Here is a 17,286-nt window from a genome sequence, read left to right as displayed (position 1 = left end):
ATGAGCTGGCATGCTCGAATTATCTGTATGGTTTGCTTTTTTAATGTTGGCTGTAGTTTTCAGTCCGAAAGGCCAGCTCCTGTCGCCAGTGTGACCACGCCTGTGAAGACTGCTTATACTAAAGGTGCATTAAAATTAGATTTTTATTACGTTAAGCAAGGTGACACACTTTACTCAATTGCTTGGGCTTCAGATAACGATTTTTTGGATTTAGCTAATAAAAACAAGCTGAAGAAGCCCTATACCATCTTTCCTGGACAGAAGTTAAATCTAAATGTTACATCAAATGTTACAAATACAAATTTAACTAAGACTCCGTCAAAAAATAGTCATAAAGTTGTACCTAACCCAACTAAACCTAAGGTTAAACAGGAGGTTACACCTGTTTTAGTAGCTAAAAAAACTCAACCTATACCGCCAAAAAAATCACTTGATCAGCAACAAAAGTCTGCGTATCCTGTAACAACTGGTCAACAAGATGTTAACAGTGTTGTCCACAGGCCTAAATCAGAGTTGCCTACAAAAGTGACTCGATGGTTATGGCCGGTAAAAGGGAAGTTAATTGGTACCTTCTCTGCCAAAGAGCAGGGGAATAAGGGAATAAAGGTAGCTGGAAACCGAGGTGACATAATAAAAGCCGCAGCCGATGGGCGAGTTGTATATGCGGGTAGTGCACTTCGAGGGTATGGTAATTTAGTCATAGTTAAACATAGCGACGACTATCTTAGTGCCTATGCCCATGCTGACAGCATCTTAGTCAAAGAGAAGCAGTTTGTCACAATAGGGCAAACGCTAGCGAAAATGGGTAATACAGGTACAGATCGGGTCATGCTACATTTTGAGATCCGTCATCATGGTAAATCTGTTAACCCACTGAAATACTTACCTAAACAATGATGGTTTAGGGCCGTTTTGGCAATTGGAGGATATTAACGTGCAGTAATCAAATTGAGCAAAATTTGGGAGATCATTTTATGGGTCGTAAAGCAAATACCGCAGTAGCGGAGCCGTTAGTGGACTTAGCTAAGAATGAGTCCGATATCGAATCAACAACAGCGAAAACAGAAGGCGCCGAACTTGAAAATCAGGTTCAGGATGATTTACAAAAAAACCTAGATGCAACTCAGCTCTATCTGAGTGAAATTGGTTTTTCCCCCCTACTCAGTGCGGAGGAGGAGGTGTATTTTTCACGTAAAGCTCTAAAAGGCTGTGATAAATCCCGAAACCGCATGATCGAAAGTAATCTAAGACTTGTCGTTAAAATTGCCCGTCGTTATAACAATCGTGGTCTTGCTCTGCTTGATTTGATTGAGGAGGGAAACTTAGGTCTTATTAGAGCCGTTGAGAAATTTGATCCTGAAAGAGGATTCAGATTTTCTACTTATGCGACTTGGTGGATACGCCAGACCATAGAACGTGCCATCATGAATCAAACTCGTACCATTCGACTTCCTATACATGTAGTGAAAGAGTTGAATGTGTATCTTCGTACGGCCAGAGAGTTAGCACATAAACTAGATCACGAGCCCACAGCTGAAGAGATCGCTGAAAAGCTAGATCTTCCTAGTGCAGATGTTAGTCGCATGCTGAAGCTTAATGAGAGGATCACCTCTGTTGACACACCTCTTGGAGGTGATAACGACAAGGCACTTCTCGATGTGTTAGCTGATGATGATAATGTCGGTCCTGATTATAAGGTTCAGGACGAAGATATGTCTAAGTCAGTGGTTAAATGGTTAGATGAACTCAACACAAAACAGAGAGAGGTGTTAGCGCGCCGTTTTGGTTTGTTGGGCTATGAGCCTTCTACATTGGAAAATGTAGGAAAAGAGATTGGATTAACCAGAGAGCGAGTACGTCAAATTCAAGTAGAAGCTTTGAAAAGACTCAAAGATCTGCTTAGTGCTCAAGGCTTATCTGTAGAGGCTATTTTTAAAATTTAATAGCTTATTACGTCTACCTCACGCATTTGAGAGTCTCTTTCCTTAGAGGTAGGTATGATTATTTGGCGTTAATTAAAGCAAAGCTTTAATTGGCAATGTTCATCAACTAAACAGGTATGGTGGCATCTATTCTTACTACGCCAAATAAGAGATAAAAAGCGCACGTTATGTGCGCTTTTTAATGTCTGATATTTAGACGAATGATGAGATTTAACTTAAATCCTTTAATCTATACAGGATATCCAAAGCCTGTTTAGGGCTAAGCTCATCTGGCCTGATTGATTCCATCGCCTCCTCAAGAGGTGATTTTATAGGGTCTGGAAATACCATACTTTGCTGTACACCACTTGAGTCTGTCTGCTGTGTATTGTGATTATCACGGCTTTCCAGATGGTGTAGCTTGTGTTTTGCAGCCAAAATGACAGGGTTAGGTACTCCTGCAAGTGCGGCAACTTGAAGTCCGTAACTCTTGCTGGCCGCGCCATCTTGCACTGCGTGCATAAAGACGATCGTGTCACCGTGTTCAATTGCATCTAAGTGTACATTCGCCACATTTGATATTAGCTCTGGTAGTTGAGTTAGCTCAAAATAGTGAGTTGCGAATAGTGTCATGGCCTCAATTTTCTGCGCTAAATATTCCGCCGCAGACCAAGCTAGAGATAGACCATCGTAAGTCGATGTGCCTCGACCTATCTCATCCATCAGTACTAAACTCTTTGGTGTCGCATTGTGAAGTATATTGGCGGTTTCAGTCATCTCGACCATAAAGGTTGAGCGACCAGAGGCGAGATCATCGGCGGCGCCTATGCGAGTGAATATGCGATCAACTGGGCCGATAGTCGCGCTTTGAGCTGGAACATAACAGCCTATATGTGCCATCAAGGTGATTAAGGCCACTTGCCTCATATAGGTCGATTTACCGCCCATATTTGGACCTGTCACTATCAACATCTTTCTCGCAGGACTTAAGGTCACTGGATTGGCAATGAATGGAGTTTGACTCACCTGTTCAATTACAGGGTGTCGACCAGACTCTATTTGAATACCAGGGATATCGGTTAACACTGGTCTTTGATAGTTGAGCGTGTCGGCTCGCTCTGCAAAGTTTGCGAGTACATCTAGCTCTGCTGCACCTTGGGCGAAAAGTTGCAATTCATGGAGCTGAGGCAAGATAAGATCGAACAGTTGATCCCATAGTTGCTTCTCAAGGGCTAGGGCTTTGCCTTGGCTGGAGAGCACTTTCTCTTCGTGCTCCTTTAGCTCTGCGACAATATAACGCTCAGTATTTTTCAGTGTCTGTCTGCGCTGGTAACTCAGAGGCACAAGATCAGATTCTCTCCGACTGACCTCAATATAGTAACCGTGTACACGATTGTAGCCGACTTTTAGCGTCGAGATGCCAGTGGCCTCTTTTTCTCTTGCCTCAAGCTCAGCTAAGTAGTCTGTTGCGCCTTGGCTTAGGTCACGCCATTGATCTAATTCAGCATTGTAGCCAGGCTTTAACACCCCACCATCACGGATAAGCATAGGAGGATTATCGACGATCGCACTATCAAGTAATGCTAGTTCCTCTGGAAACTCACTGATAATTCTAGCTAAAGATTGAAGGTGAGCCGATTGGCATCTGGCCAGTATTTGTTGGATCTCTGGCAGTATCGCTAAGGCATGCTTAAGGCGAGAGAAGTCTCTGGGACGTGCATTTCTCAATGCAAGCCTCGCGGTTATCCGCTCAACATCACCCAGTGACTTTAATAGAGGGTGCAACTCATCATAGAGACCATTCTCCAATATCTCTTCGAGGGCGCTTTGACGCGCTTCGATACGCTGACGATCACGCAGTGGCTCGTGGATCCATCTTTGTAACATACGACTTCCCATCGGAGTCGTTGTATTATCGAGCACAGTGGCAAGCGTATTTGAGTGGCCCCCTTGGAGGTTCATCGTTAGCTCTAGGTTACGTCTGGTTGCAGCATCGAGAATGATGCTATCGCCTTGATTAAACCTGACTATTGAGTTGATATGAGGGAGTGCTGTGCGTTGAGTGTCTTTTACGTACTGCATAAGACAACCGGCTGCCTGAAGAGATAGCCGAGCACCATCTAACCCAAAACCTTGCAGATCTTTGGTACCAAATTGATCAAGCAGAAGCTTTTGACTTGTGTCGAAATCAAACTCCCACTCAGGGCGACGGCGGGTGCCTTCAAATGCTGAAATCAGGCTCATCTCAGAGAAGTCTTCACTGTAGAGAAGCTCAGCTGGACTGGTACGTTGAAGCTCTGCTTCTAGTGCTTCACAGGACTCAAGTTCCGCAATGACAAATCGCCCCGAACTAATATCTAATGTGGCATAGCCAAAGCCTTTTTTACCGTGATAAACCGCTGCAAGTAGATTATCTTGTCTCTCCTGCAGTAACGCTTCATCGGTGAGTGTGCCTGGTGTGACGAGTCGAACCACCTTACGCTCAACCGGGCCTTTAGATGTCGCTGGATCGCCAACTTGTTCACAGATAGCAACCGAAACTCGCAGTTGAACCAGCTTTGCCAAATAGCCCTCTACAGCGTGGTAGGGAAGGCCAGCCATAGGGATAGGATCACCACCACTTTTGCCTCTTGCTGTAAGTGAGATCCCTAATAGCTCAGATGCCTTCTTGGCATCATCGTAAAAAAGCTCATAGAAATCGCCCATACGGTAGAAAAGAAGTACATCTGGATTTTCGGCTTTTAAAGTCAAATACTGACGCATCATAGGGGTATGTTTTTCTAAATCTTGGCTGTCGATCGCTTTCATCTACTGCTCGTCTCTTTTATGACGTATTAAACTGGCCGCATTTATCTAAATCGACCTTTACTGGTTGGCGGCAATATTAACAATATTTTTCCCATTATTAAGCTTTTAATCGCGATAAAAAATCAGAATGAATAATATCTGTGGAAATAAGTACTTATTATCCAGTGATCTGGAGTGAAGAAAAATATTCTTCCACAGTACTTGATACTGTATGACTATACAGTATACTAGTTTGCATATTGAGACTCCTTTTACGCACTTTTTGATAGACGCTGGAGTCATCACAAGATTTTAATCAGCGCAACCGCTGTGACTCTGAGGATACAGGAATGAAGATAGACGCGAACAAAGAGAAAGCACTTAACGCCGTTTTAGGCCAGATCGAAAAGCAGTTCGGTAAAGGCTCTATTATGAAGCTGGGCGAAAACCGCTCAATGGATGTTGAAACTATCTCTACCGGTTCACTCTCTTTAGATGTTGCCTTAGGCGCTGGCGGTCTTCCAATGGGACGTATCGTTGAGATCTACGGTCCAGAATCTTCAGGTAAAACAACCCTAACTCTAGAGCTTATTGCCGCAGCTCAACGTGAAGGCAAAGTATGTGCCTTTATCGATGCAGAGCATGCTCTAGACCCTATCTATGCTAAAAAGCTAGGTGTGGATATCGATAATTTACTTTGTTCACAGCCTGATACGGGTGAGCAAGCGTTAGAGATCTGTGATGCGTTAACTCGCTCTGGTGCTGTTGATGTTATCGTTGTCGATTCGGTTGCTGCCTTAACACCAAAAGCGGAAATTGAAGGTGAGATTGGTGATTCTCACATGGGTCTAGCGGCTCGTATGATGAGTCAAGCGATGCGTAAGCTTGCTGGTAACCTAAAACAAACCAATACCATGCTTATCTTTATTAACCAGATCCGTATGAAGATTGGTGTTATGTTTGGTAACCCTGAAACCACTACAGGTGGTAACGCACTGAAGTTTTATGCTTCTGTCCGTCTTGATATCCGCCGCACTGGTGCAATTAAAGAGCGTGATGAGGTTGTTGGTAACGAGACTCGCGTGAAAGTGGTTAAGAATAAGATTGCTGCACCATTTAAACAGGCTGAGTTCCAGATCCTATACGGGCAAGGTATTAACCGTACTGGTGAATTGGTTGACTTAGGTGTGGCTCATAAACTGGTTGAGAAAGCTGGTGCTTGGTATAGCTATAAAGGCGATAAGATAGGCCAAGGTCGTGCAAATGCGGGTAAGTTCCTGCTTGATAACCCAGCGATTGCTGAGGAGATTGATACAGCACTACGTGGCATGCTGCTTGCCTCTGTTGAGCCTGCAGTCGAGTCTGAAGTGGGTGATGAGAATGTTGATCTTGAAACTGGTGAAATATTCTAAGCACTGAGCACTAAGCTTAACTGTTTGCATCATTGCTCACGCTCACTATCTCGCGGTGGTATCTTGCCACCGCGATTATTATACTGATTGATATAATCTCTAAACTGTTTTATTGACTGTGACTCAGTTTTCCCCTGCTAGCTTAGCGCTTCCTCTAAATTTCGACTCTTTCCGACTTTTCCACCGCTAAATCTCTGGTTGTTATCCTTTAGACTGATTATAATGTCCGGCTAAATAGTATGTCGGTGAATGTTATATTCACTGTTAGCTTAATTAATTCAGGATGATTTCATGTATCAAACCACTGCAGCGCTAAGAAGTGCTTTCTTGGAGTATTTCCGCACTAACGGTCATCAGGTTGTGGACAGTAGTTCACTGGTACCTGTAAATGATCCAACCTTGCTGTTTACTAACGCAGGTATGAACCAGTTTAAAGATGTATTTCTAGGAGAAGATAAGCGTAGTTATACACGAGCTACCTCTTCTCAGCGTTGCGTGCGTGCCGGTGGTAAGCACAATGATCTGGATAATGTGGGTTATACCGCTCGTCACCATACCTTTTTCGAAATGTTAGGTAATTTTAGCTTCGGTGATTACTTTAAGCGTGAAGCAATCAGCTTTGCATGGAACTTTCTGACTCAAGAGCTAAAGCTTCCTAAAGAACGTCTATGTGTCACCATCTATGAAACCGATGATGAAGCTTTTGATATCTGGACTAAAGAGATTGGAGTTCCAGCAGAGAGTTTGATCCGTATCGGCGATAATAAAGGGGCTCCATATGCCTCTGATAACTTCTGGCAGATGGGTGATACAGGTCCTTGTGGTCCTTGTTCTGAGATCTTCTATGATCATGGCGATCATATCTGGGGTGGTCGTCCAGGTACGCCTGAAGAGGATGGTGATCGTTTTATCGAGATCTGGAATATCGTATTTATGCAGTACAACCGCCAAGCTAGTGGCGAGATGTTACCGCTGCCAAAGCCCTCTGTTGATACTGGTATGGGGATTGAACGTATTGCTGCGATTATGCAGGGTGTTCACTCTAACTATGAAATAGATATTTTCCAGGCGTTGATCAAGAAAACGGCTGAGATCTTAGGGGTTACAGATTTAGAGAATAAATCCTTGCGGGTTATCTCTGATCATATTCGCTCATGTGCGTTTTTAATTGCAGATGGTGTTATGCCATCAAATGAAGGTCGAGGCTATGTGCTTCGCCGTATTATTCGCCGCGCAGTTCGTCATGGTAATAAGTTAGGTGCAACAAGCTCCTTCTTCTATAAGTTGGTACCAACACTGATTGAGGTGATGGGGGATGCTGCTAAGGGACTGGTTGAGACACAAGCTATTGTTGAGAAATCATTGAAAGCGGAAGAGGAGCAGTTTGCTCGTACGCTTGAGCGTGGTTTAGGCATTCTTGATGGTGCGCTTAATGAGCTTAAGGGCGATGTACTTGACGGTGAGACTGCATTTAAACTTTATGATACATATGGTTTCCCTGTTGATTTAACCGCTGATGTTTGTCGTGAGCGTGAGATCACTGTTGATGAGGCTGGTTTTGAAGTTGCTATGGCCGAGCAAAGAAGCCGTGCTCAAGCTGCTGGCCAGTTCGACACAGATTACAATGATTCTCTTAAAATTGATGAAGAGACTCATTTTTCTGGTTATACCGAACTCACTGCACAGGGCAAGGTTACCGCTATTTATAAAGCTGGCGAGTCAACAGATAGCTTAAATGCTGGTGAAGATGCGGTTATCGTTCTCGATAGCACGCCATTTTATGGTGAGTCAGGCGGACAGTGTGGTGATAAAGGTCTACTGACAGCTAAAGGCGTCGAGTTTGACGTTAAAGATACACAAAAATATGGTCAAGCCGTTGGACATCAGGGAACGGTTAATTCAGGTAGCATCAGCGTGGGTGATACACTCGAGGCGATTGTTGATAAGAAGCTTCGTCATCGTACTGAGTTAAATCACTCTGTTACTCACTTGCTGCATGCAGCATTGCGCCAACTTTTAGGTACGCATGTCACTCAGAAAGGCTCTTTGGTTGATGCAGAAAGGTTACGCTTTGACTTTTCTCATTTTGAAGGTGTAAAACCTGAAGAGTTGAAAGCGGTTGAAGATCTTGTCAATACTCAGATCCGTCGTAACCATAAACTATCCGCTGATGTGATGGATATGGATCAGGCCAAAGAGCGCGGTGCAATGGCACTGTTTGGTGAGAAGTACACAGATGAGGTTCGCGTGGTCACTATGGGTGATTTCTCAATCGAGCTTTGTGGTGGTACTCATGTTGGCCGCACTGGTGACATTGGTTTGTTTAAGATCACCTCTGAAGGTGGTATTGCTGCAGGTGTTCGTCGTATTGAGGCGGTCACTGGAGCGGCTGCTATGGCATATGTGGCTGCTCAGAAAGCTGAGTTAGATCAAGCGGCAGCCTTGCTCAAAGCAGATAGTAACTCAGTTGTGACTAAGCTAAAGGCTCAATTAGATCGCACTAAGTTACTTGAAAAGGAGTTGTCTCAACTCAAAGATAAACTTGCGGCAGCCACTAGCGCTGATTTAGCCGGTGAAGCTAAGCAGGTTAATGGGGCTAAGGTTCTGATTAAGAAGCTTGAAGGAGTTGATGCTGGCGCTCTTCGAGGGTTGCAAGATGAACTTAAGCAGAAGTTAGGCTCAGGTGTAGTTGTACTTGCTATTGCTGGTGAAGCGAAAGTTAACCTTATTGTTGGTGTGACCAAAGATCTTACCGCTAAAGTAAAAGCGGGTGAGCTTGTTGCTTCAATTGCTGCTCAAGTGGGTGGTAAAGGTGGCGGACGTCCAGATATGGCTCAAGCTGGTGGAACAGAGCCAGAAAAGCTAGATGGAGCCTTAGAACAAGTTTTACCTTGGCTTGAGGAACGTTTAGCTTAGGTTAAATGCACACATTTCCCGATAAAAAAGCGCTTTTAGTTAAAGCGCTTTTTTTGTGCTTCAAATCACAAAGGTTTAATTGTATAGAGTTTGGATAGATACGCTAATAGTCGTACGACATCTAGTTACTCATGTGTTTTTATCGTTTCATCTTGGGGTTTTATTGTTGTGTTTTGTCTGTTTTTTGTCTTAATCTGCCGCGGTTAATGCTTTGTTCTTGGGGATTTTCATTTTTAGTGCTAGGTTAAGGCTGTTGTAGATTGTAGTATCATCTACTGATTCCAACTCATTTTGAGTGTAAGGCTAGTGTAGTAAGCTCATATTGCGGTTTATAGTTAAATAAGCTGTATTTAAATGGTGGTTTTGAGTTTGAGTACTATTAATTTGTACTAAGCTAACCTTATAATAAGCATATAACGGATTAGTGCCGTATAAAGCAGAGTTTAGAACTAAAGGAGTAAACTAATGCTGATATTGACTCGTCGTGTTGGTGAAACACTGATGATTGGTGATGAAGTAACTGTCACCGTATTAGGCGTCAAGGGTAATCAAGTGCGTATAGGTGTTAATGCGCCTAAAGAAGTTTCGGTACATCGTGAAGAGATTTATCAACGTATTCAGTCTGAGAAAGCTGGGAACTCTTCAGAAGGCGGCAATTTTTAGTTTATTGCTACTTTTAAACATGAATTTATAGAGAAGCCAGTTATTAACTGGCTTTTTTGTTTTTTGTTATAAGATAACTTAGCTTTATCCTCCATCTTTTATGGATAATACCAATCAGTATAAGAAGTTGATCTACTCAGAGTGTTTTTTGGCAAACTAATTCAAGGCGAATGAATGATATAATGGTTGTTCCCTTATGAGTTCATTCAACGCAGAAATAGGCAGCCAAAAACACTCCTTACAGGCGAGTTTTAGCGGTTCTGATGCTGTGTTAACGAGCTTAACCGTAGAATAACTATGCTCTTCACTCGTTGCCTTGCCTCAGGACCGCTAAACTCTCGCTGAGCGATCAAATCTTTATACTGATTGGTATAAAGATTAGCCCTTATATATTGAAGACGTGCATTATTTGTTTAATCTGACTAAAAACACTCCAAACGGAAATCCTTTATAAGAAATGGTTTGACTTATTTTCTTCAAACAGTAATATGTGCGCCAAGAAACGGAGAGGTGGCCGAGTGGCCGAAGGCGCTCCCCTGCTAAGGGAGTATGGGCTTTAAATCCCATCGAGGGTTCGAATCCCTCCCTCTCCGCCATTTCTTACTTACAAATACGATGCGGATGTAGCTCAGCTGGATAGAGTACCTGGCTACGAACCAGGCGGTCGGAGGTTCGAATCCTCCCATCCGCACCATTTTGTAAGAGAACAGATATATTGAAACGCGTTGCGGATGTAGCTCAGCTGGATAGAGTACCTGGCTACGAACCAGGCGGTCGGAGGTTCGAATCCTCCCATCCGCACCATTCAATATTAATGTTCATGTGATGTTTTATATGTGCGGATGTAGCTCAGCTGGATAGAGTACCTGGCTACGAACCAGGCGGTCGGAGGTTCGAATCCTCCCATCCGCACCATAATTTTTGTTTCGAGTTGAGTGTTAACTTGGAGCCTTCTTATCTTTATTGATAAGTAAAAGTAAATTGCGCGTGTAGCTCAGCTGGATAGAGTACCTGGCTACGAACCAGGCGGTCGGAGGTTCGAATCCTCCCACGCGCACCATTATTCTTTATTGAATAAGACGAGATTAGGAGAGGTGGCCGAGTGGCCGAAGGCGCTCCCCTGCTAAGGGAGTATGGGCTTTAAATCCCATCGAGGGTTCGAATCCCTCCCTCTCCGCCATCAATCAAGCCCGTTGATATCATCAGCGGGTTTTTTTGTCGCCCTAGGTTATAAAGCTAAATGGTTTTATAATGCGATTTGGGCAAGATATTTTTAGTTTTCGATGCGGATGTAGCTCAGCTGGATAGAGTACCTGGCTACGAACCAGGCGGTCGGAGGTTCGAATCCTCCCATCCGCACCATACTAAAAATAGAAAATGACGAGAGTCATACACTGGATTGTTTCTAGTGTTAACTTCAGTCAAGTAAGAGATTTGCGCGTGTAGCTCAGCTGGATAGAGTACCTGGCTACGAACCAGGCGGTCGGAGGTTCGAATCCTCCCACGCGCACCATACTTACTAAATAAAGGTTGTAAACTTGTGCGGATGTAGCTCAGCTGGATAGAGTACCTGGCTACGAACCAGGCGGTCGGAGGTTCGAATCCTCCCATCCGCACCATATTTTGTTTCGTGTTTATCGTTAACCCGAAATAGGCTTATCTTTATCGATAAGCAGAAGATAGATTTGCGCGTGTAGCTCAGCTGGATAGAGTACCTGGCTACGAACCAGGCGGTCGGAGGTTCGAATCCTCCCACGCGCACCATTATTCATTTTATGAGTAAGATTAGGAGAGGTGGCCGAGTGGCCGAAGGCGCTCCCCTGCTAAGGGAGTATGGGCTTTAAATCCCATCGAGGGTTCGAATCCCTCCCTCTCCGCCATCAATCAAGCCCATTGAGAAATCAATGGGCTTTTTTGTGTCTGGAACACTTATGCGCAATCACCATGGATGGTAAAGGTTGTGCGTTGTGTCTGGAACACTTATGCGCAATCACCATGGATGGTAAAGGTTGTGTGTTGTGTCTGGAACACACATATTCAAGCTCGGTACAAGTTGTAGAGTTAGAGCTGGCCTCTGAGTGGACTTTATTCTATTTTATCTAGGCGTTTCTTTTGCTTAGGTTGAATAATACCAATCAGTATAAGAAGTTGATCTACTCAGAGTGTCTTTTGGCAACCTAGTTCAAGGCGAATGAATGACAGAATGGTTGTTCCCTTGTGAGTTCATTCAACGCAGAAGTAGGCAGCCAAAAACACTCCTTACAGGCGAGTTTTAGCGGTTCTGATACTGCGTTAACGAGCTTAACCGTAGAATAACTATGCTCTTCACTCGTTGCCTTGCCTCAGGACCGCTAAACTCTCGCTGAGCGATCAAATCTTTATACTGATTGGTATAAAAGCCTGAACTTTCCCCTATAAACTGCATAAAATTTCACTTCGCTATTCTCATCGCTTCCATTTTGAATTCTCACTGATCTTTAGCTACGACTTTCTGCATAGAAATTATCATATTGCGTTAGGGGGTTGATGCTTCCTTAATTTATTGGACTATATTTTATGAATTCCTCATTCATCTAGCGATACTTTTGACTATTTTGGTATGACCAATTTACAACGCATTCGCTATTTTGTTATAGATTAGTTATTGTTTTTAGTCAGGGAGAGCTTATGTTCAGCTCTGATGCTAACAAACAAGACTGTCAGGATGACTGGTTATATTATCAAAAATGAATAAAAAGTTATTTTCTAGGCTGTGAGCCCTAGTTGATAGAGTACTGGAGTCAGAGGCGATACGTTTTTATCTCTCCTATGCTCTGGACTAATAAAGAGGATGGTATGAACTCGATATCAGAACAAATTGTTGAATCGTTTGGCATCATGCTATTGGGTATGGGTTTGGTGTTTGTTTTTTTAACGGTACTTATTTTGGGCGTTAAGTTGGTGGCGTGGAGATTTGCTCCTCTGCCTATTACGCCTAAAACACCAGCTGAAAACGGGTCAGCGACACAAAATCAGGGAGTTGATCCCAAAATGGTTGCTGTTATCACCGCCGCCATTGAGCAATATCGCGCTAAAGCATAATAAAGCAGTAGGGATTTTCTATGAGTAAGCCACTTGCGTTAACCGATGTCGTCCTAAGAGATGCACACCAATCAATACTGGCCACGCGTCTTCGCACCGAAGATATGCTGCCTATCGCACCACTGCTGGACAAAGTTGGTTTCTGGTCTTTGGAGTCATGGGGAGGAGCCACATTCGATTCCTGTATTCGTTATTTAGGCGAAGATCCGTGGGAGCGGATCCGTGAGTTGAAAAAGGTGATGCCTAATACTCCTCAGCAGATGCTTTTACGCGGACAGAACCTATTAGGTTACCGTCACTATGCTGATGATCTTGTTCATAAGTTTGTTGAGCGTGCTCATACTAATGGTGTTGATGTATTTCGTGTTTTCGATGCGATGAATGATGTTCGCAACCTAGAGACTGCAGTTAAGTCTGTGGTTGAAGTGGGCGGTCATGCTCAGGGAACCATCTCTTATACAACAAGCCCTGTACATAACCTAGATACCTGGGTCGATATGGCCAAACGCCTTGAAGATATGGGCTGTAACTCTTTATGTATTAAGGATATGGCAGGTCTTCTTAAGCCTTTTGATGCTTTCGACATGATTAGTCAGATTAAATCTCAAACTGATCTTGTGGTCTCTATGCATTGTCATGCCACCACAGGCTTGAGCACAGCAACCTACCAGAAGGCGATAGAGGCAGGAATTGATGTGCTAGATACCGCCATCTCTTCGATGAGCCAGACCTATGGTCACAGCGCAACAGAGACACTCGTTGCTATGGTTGAAGGGACTGACAGAGCAACAGGTTATGATATGGCTCTGCTTGAAGAGATATCAGCCTACTTTAGAGATGTGCGCAAGAAGTACGCTCAATTTGAGGGAGAGCTCAAGGGCATTGATTCTCGTATTCTTCGTGCTCAGGTGCCCGGCGGGATGCTGACCAATATGGAGAGTCAGTTAAAGGAGCAGGGCGCTGCTGACAAGCTAGATAAAGTGTTAGAGGAGATCCCTAGAGTACGTGAAGATCTTGGTTTCCTTCCCTTAGTGACGCCAACATCTCAGATAGTTGGAACGCAAGCGGTTATCAATGTATTGACTGGTGAGCGTTACAAGTCGATGACTAAAGAGACCGAAGGGGTACTAAAAGGTGAGTATGGCGCGACACCAGCACCTGTTGATGAAGCACTGCAAGCTAAGGTACTTAATGGTGCTGAAGCGATCACTTGTCGCCCTGCCGATCTGCTATCACCTGAACTGGAAAGGTTAACAGATGAGCTTAAGTCAAAAGCAGCCGAAGAGAGTTTGGAGTTGGCAAGCGAGCTTATCGATGATGTGCTGACCTATGCTCTATTTCCACAAATTGGTTTGAAGTTCATTAAAAACAGAAACAACCCAGATGCTTTTGAGCCTAAACCTGAGCTAGCTGCTAAGTTGTCCGCACAAGCCGCAGACACTCAGCAGGAGGTGGCCAAGCAGGAGCGAGGACCTGAAACTTATACGGTGAATGTCCAAGGGCAGAGCTTTGTTGTTGAGGTGTCACAGGGGGGCGAAATTAGTCAAATCAGCTCAACAGAGAATGTGGTTCCCTTTACGCCTGCTACGGCTGCACCAGAACAAAGTGGCGAAATCAAGCTTGAGATGAACGCACCACTTTCAGGCAATATCTTTAAAGTGAATGTCTCCCCAGGTGATACCGTTCGCCAAGGTGATGTGGTTATTATCTTAGAAGCAATGAAGATGGAGACCGAAGTGCGCGCAGAGATTGACGGTGTGATCAGTAAAATTTGGGTTAAAGAGGGTGACTCTGTCGCCGTAGGCCATCAACTGTTAGGTCTAGCATAGGAGTTTAGATGGACGGGTTAATTGCATTTTGGTCTGAGTCCGGTATTGCTAATTTTACCGGTGGTCAGTTATTTATGATGGGTGTCGGTGCACTACTGCTTTACCTAGCAATAGTAAAACGTTTTGAGCCACTGCTGCTTTTGCCTATCGGTTTTGGTGCTATTTTAGCAAATATCCCGAACGGTGGTTTTACCGATGAGGGGGGCTTACTCTACTTTGCCTATCATGTGGGGATCGAAACGGGCATATTTCCTCTGTTGATCTTTATGGGGGTTGGTGCACTTACCGACTTTGGAGCTCTGATAGCTAACCCTAAAATGTTACTTTTAGGGGCGGCTGCTCAATTTGGTATCTTTGCAACTTTAATCGGTGCTGTGGCGCTAAATTTTGTGCCGGGTTTTGATTTTAGTATGAAAGATGCAGGTGCCATTGCCATCATCGGTGGCGCGGATGGGCCTACAGCTATCTTCCTTGCTTCCAAACTTGCCCCAGATCTGCTGGGAGCTATTGCAGTGGCTGCGTACTCTTATATGGCGCTAGTTCCTCTTATTCAGCCTCCAATTATGAAACTCTTTACCACTGAGGCTGAACGTCAGATAAAGATGGAGCAGTTAAGGGAGGTGAGTAAGAAGGAGAAGATTATTTTCCCGCTTATGGTACTTGGCTTAACAATTCTGTTTCTGCCAGCAGCGACGCCTTTAGTGGGGATGTTCTGTCTTGGTAATCTGATGCGTGAATCCGGTGTTGTGGATAGATTATCCAATACGGCTCAAAATGAGTTGATCAATATCGTTACCATCTTCCTAGGTTTAGCGGTGGGCTCAAAGTTGTCGGCGGATAAGTTTTTGCAAATTGAGACCTTAGGAATTTTGCTTCTTGGGGCGGTTGCCTTCGCTATTGGTACCGCGACCGGTGTACTGATGGCGAAGCTGATGTCTAAGCTGTCAGGAGGTAAGATCAACCCACTAATAGGAGCTGCTGGTGTCTCTGCTGTGCCTATGGCCGCAAGAGTCGTGAATAAGGTTGGGCTAGAGTCTAACCAACATAACTTCTTGTTAATGCATGCTATGGGACCCAATGTGGCGGGCGTACTTGGGTCGGCCGTCGCCGCTGGTGTGTTGATTGCTGTACTAGGTTAGTCGTTAGCGTAAAAGTAATTTTAAAGCCCATCTTTGATGGGCTTTTTTGTATCTGTGTGTCTTGTCCTGAAATGTGTTTACACATTTAGGACTTTATTATGACAACTCAAATCCCCACCCACGTTAAGCGAACACAACGAGATTATTCGTTAGGCTTTAAATTACAAGTTGTAGCAGCCGTTGAAAAAGGCGACATGACTTATAAGCAAGCTCAAAGCATTTATGGTATCCAAGGTCGTTCAACCGTACTTACTTGGCTCAGAAAGCACGGTAAGATGGATTGGACTCAACCAGTGAGAATAACCATGCCTAAGACCACCAAAGCTAAAGAAACGCCAGCTCAAAAAATAAAGCGCCTTGAAAAAGAGCTTGAGGATGAACATTTACGTAATCTATTACTCAATGAAGCCGTTGATATCATTGATGCTGAGTATGGCGCAGGCCTAAGAAAAAAGTACTTAGCCAGGGAGCGAGAAGTCTTCAAAAACAGAAAGTAACAAGCTTAAATCGTGCTTGCGAGCTTCTTGGCATAACAAGACAAGCTATCTACCAAAGAGAAACGAGAGAACTCTGCCGAGCTATAGAACTGGCCCCAGTAAAAGCAATGGTGCTTGATATCCGTCGCTTTATGCCACGTGTGGGTGGCAGGAAACTCTACTTTTTACTGAAACCCAAGTTCATCGAGAAAGGAATTAAACTTGGGCGAGATAACTTCTTTAGTTACTTGAAACGTGAAGGGTTATTGGTAAAACCTAAGCATAACTATACCAAGACAACCCACAGTAAACACTGGATGAAGAAACACCCGAATTTACTCAAAGAGTTTACGCCTTTATCGCCTGAAGAGGTCTTTGTGAGTGACATAACTTATGTTCAATCAGAGCAAGGTGTTCACTACTTGTCACTGGTGACGGATGCGTTTAGTCGTAAGATTATGGGTTATGAACTTAGTGATGAGATGAAAGCAACTGATGTAGTTAAAGCCTTAAAAATGACAGTGAATAATCGCCAATATCAAGGCCATGCAGTTCATCATTCAGACAGAGGGTTACAGTATTGTTCAGCAGTCTATCAGTCAGCATTACAGAAAAATGGTATCCGAGCATCAATGACGGATGGGTATGATTGCTATCAAAACGCATTAGCGGAGCGAGTAAATGGTATTTTGAAGCAAGAGTTTTTGTTATATCCGTGCAGCAATCTTGATGAGTTAAAGCGACTCGTTGAAGAGTCAGTTTTTATATACAATGAAATGAGGCCGCACTTGAGTTTAGGTATGAGAACACCAAATCAAGTGCATAAAAAAGACCAGCAGCAAGAGCAACTGGTCTAATTAAAACCGTCAACCTATTTCAGGATGGGACAGTGTTATACCAATTAGTATAAGAAAGTAGTCAGCTCAGAGCTGTTTTAGGCAAAGGCGGATAACTGAAGTAATGGTGGCTCCCTTAGGAAGTTATTCAACGAAGAAGTAGGCAGCCTAAAACGCTCCTAAAAGGCGAGTCTTAGCGCTTCTGAATACTACGTTATCGAGCTT

The 17,286-nt window shown here is 43.9% G+C and carries 10 protein-coding genes and 11 tRNA genes; 20 read left to right on the top strand and 1 reads right to left on the bottom strand.

From position 1 onward, the window contains the following. Both SWOO_RS17255 and rpoS read left to right on the top strand, forming a co-directional pair. On the top strand, positions 1-897 hold the full coding sequence (locus tag SWOO_RS17255; protein ID WP_012325947.1) for a peptidoglycan DD-metalloendopeptidase family protein: 897 nt from the start codon (positions 1-3) through the stop codon (positions 895-897). A 77-nt stretch (positions 898-974) separates the two neighbouring features. Further along, positions 975-1,943, top strand: a complete 969-nt coding sequence (gene rpoS / locus SWOO_RS17250) for an RNA polymerase sigma factor RpoS (RefSeq protein WP_012325946.1) — start codon at positions 975-977, stop codon at positions 1,941-1,943. Positions 1,944-2,153: 210 nt separating this feature from the next. On the opposite strand, the gene mutS is transcribed toward rpoS, so the two are convergent. Further along, complete coding sequence (gene mutS / locus SWOO_RS17245; protein ID WP_012325945.1) at positions 2,154-4,730, bottom strand: DNA mismatch repair protein MutS; 2,577 nt, start codon at positions 4,728-4,730, stop codon at positions 2,154-2,156. A gap of 329 nt (positions 4,731-5,059) precedes the next feature. Between mutS and recA the strand changes: the two genes are divergently transcribed. The 18 genes from recA (at position 5,060) to SWOO_RS17150 (ending at position 17,082) form a co-directional block, all read left to right on the top strand. Continuing rightward, a complete protein-coding gene (gene recA, locus SWOO_RS17240) occupies positions 5,060-6,121 on the top strand; it encodes a recombinase RecA (RefSeq protein WP_012325944.1) in 1,062 nt (353 codons plus the stop codon). Between the two features lie 291 nt (positions 6,122-6,412). Next, positions 6,413-9,037, top strand: coding sequence for an alanine--tRNA ligase (gene alaS / locus SWOO_RS17235; RefSeq protein WP_012325943.1), 2,625 nt, complete (start codon positions 6,413-6,415; stop codon positions 9,035-9,037). Positions 9,038-9,502: 465 nt separating this feature from the next. Then, positions 9,503-9,700, top strand: coding sequence for a carbon storage regulator CsrA (csrA, locus tag SWOO_RS17230; protein WP_012325942.1), 198 nt, complete (start codon positions 9,503-9,505; stop codon positions 9,698-9,700). 504 nt (positions 9,701-10,204) lie between these two features. Beyond that, a tRNA-Ser gene (locus SWOO_RS17225) sits at positions 10,205-10,296 on the top strand. Between the two features lie 21 nt (positions 10,297-10,317). Beyond that, a tRNA-Arg gene (locus SWOO_RS17220) sits at positions 10,318-10,394 on the top strand. Positions 10,395-10,427: 33 nt separating this feature from the next. Continuing rightward, positions 10,428-10,504: transfer RNA gene (locus SWOO_RS17215), tRNA-Arg, on the top strand. 34 nt (positions 10,505-10,538) lie between these two features. Further along, positions 10,539-10,615: transfer RNA gene (locus tag SWOO_RS17210), tRNA-Arg, on the top strand. 68 nt (positions 10,616-10,683) lie between these two features. Next, positions 10,684-10,760 (top strand) — tRNA-Arg (locus SWOO_RS17205). 28 nt (positions 10,761-10,788) lie between these two features. Next, positions 10,789-10,880 (top strand) — tRNA-Ser (locus tag SWOO_RS17200). 105 nt (positions 10,881-10,985) lie between these two features. Further along, positions 10,986-11,062 (top strand) — tRNA-Arg (locus SWOO_RS17195). Between the two features lie 74 nt (positions 11,063-11,136). Beyond that, positions 11,137-11,213, top strand: a tRNA-Arg gene (locus SWOO_RS17190). A 29-nt stretch (positions 11,214-11,242) separates the two neighbouring features. Then, a tRNA-Arg gene (locus tag SWOO_RS17185) sits at positions 11,243-11,319 on the top strand. Positions 11,320-11,387: 68 nt separating this feature from the next. Then, positions 11,388-11,464, top strand: a tRNA-Arg gene (locus SWOO_RS17180). Positions 11,465-11,488: 24 nt separating this feature from the next. Then, positions 11,489-11,580, top strand: a tRNA-Ser gene (locus SWOO_RS17175). 955 nt (positions 11,581-12,535) lie between these two features. Further along, complete coding sequence (locus SWOO_RS17170) at positions 12,536-12,781, top strand: OadG family protein (protein WP_012325941.1); 246 nt, start codon at positions 12,536-12,538, stop codon at positions 12,779-12,781. A gap of 20 nt (positions 12,782-12,801) precedes the next feature. After that, on the top strand, positions 12,802-14,610 hold the full coding sequence (oadA, locus tag SWOO_RS17165) for a sodium-extruding oxaloacetate decarboxylase subunit alpha (RefSeq protein ID WP_012325940.1): 1,809 nt from the start codon (positions 12,802-12,804) through the stop codon (positions 14,608-14,610). Positions 14,611-14,618: 8 nt separating this feature from the next. Beyond that, positions 14,619-15,749 carry a sodium ion-translocating decarboxylase subunit beta gene (locus SWOO_RS17160; RefSeq protein WP_012325939.1) on the top strand — a complete coding sequence of 377 codons (1,131 nt, stop codon included), beginning with the start codon at positions 14,619-14,621 and terminating at the stop codon, positions 15,747-15,749. 98 nt (positions 15,750-15,847) lie between these two features. Beyond that, a protein-coding gene (locus tag SWOO_RS17150; RefSeq protein ID WP_195742808.1) for an IS3-like element ISShwo1 family transposase occupies positions 15,848-17,082 on the top strand; the annotation gives its coding sequence in 2 pieces (ribosomal slippage) (positions 15,848-16,205 and positions 16,205-17,082; 1,236 coding nt in all). The last annotated feature ends 204 nt before the right edge of the window (positions 17,083-17,286 follow it).

Source organism: Shewanella woodyi ATCC 51908, assembly GCF_000019525.1.
GTDB lineage: Bacteria > Pseudomonadota > Gammaproteobacteria > Enterobacterales > Shewanellaceae > Shewanella > Shewanella woodyi.
The sequence above is the reverse complement of the archived record's forward strand: the minus strand, read 5'-3'. Positions and strand labels throughout refer to the sequence as shown.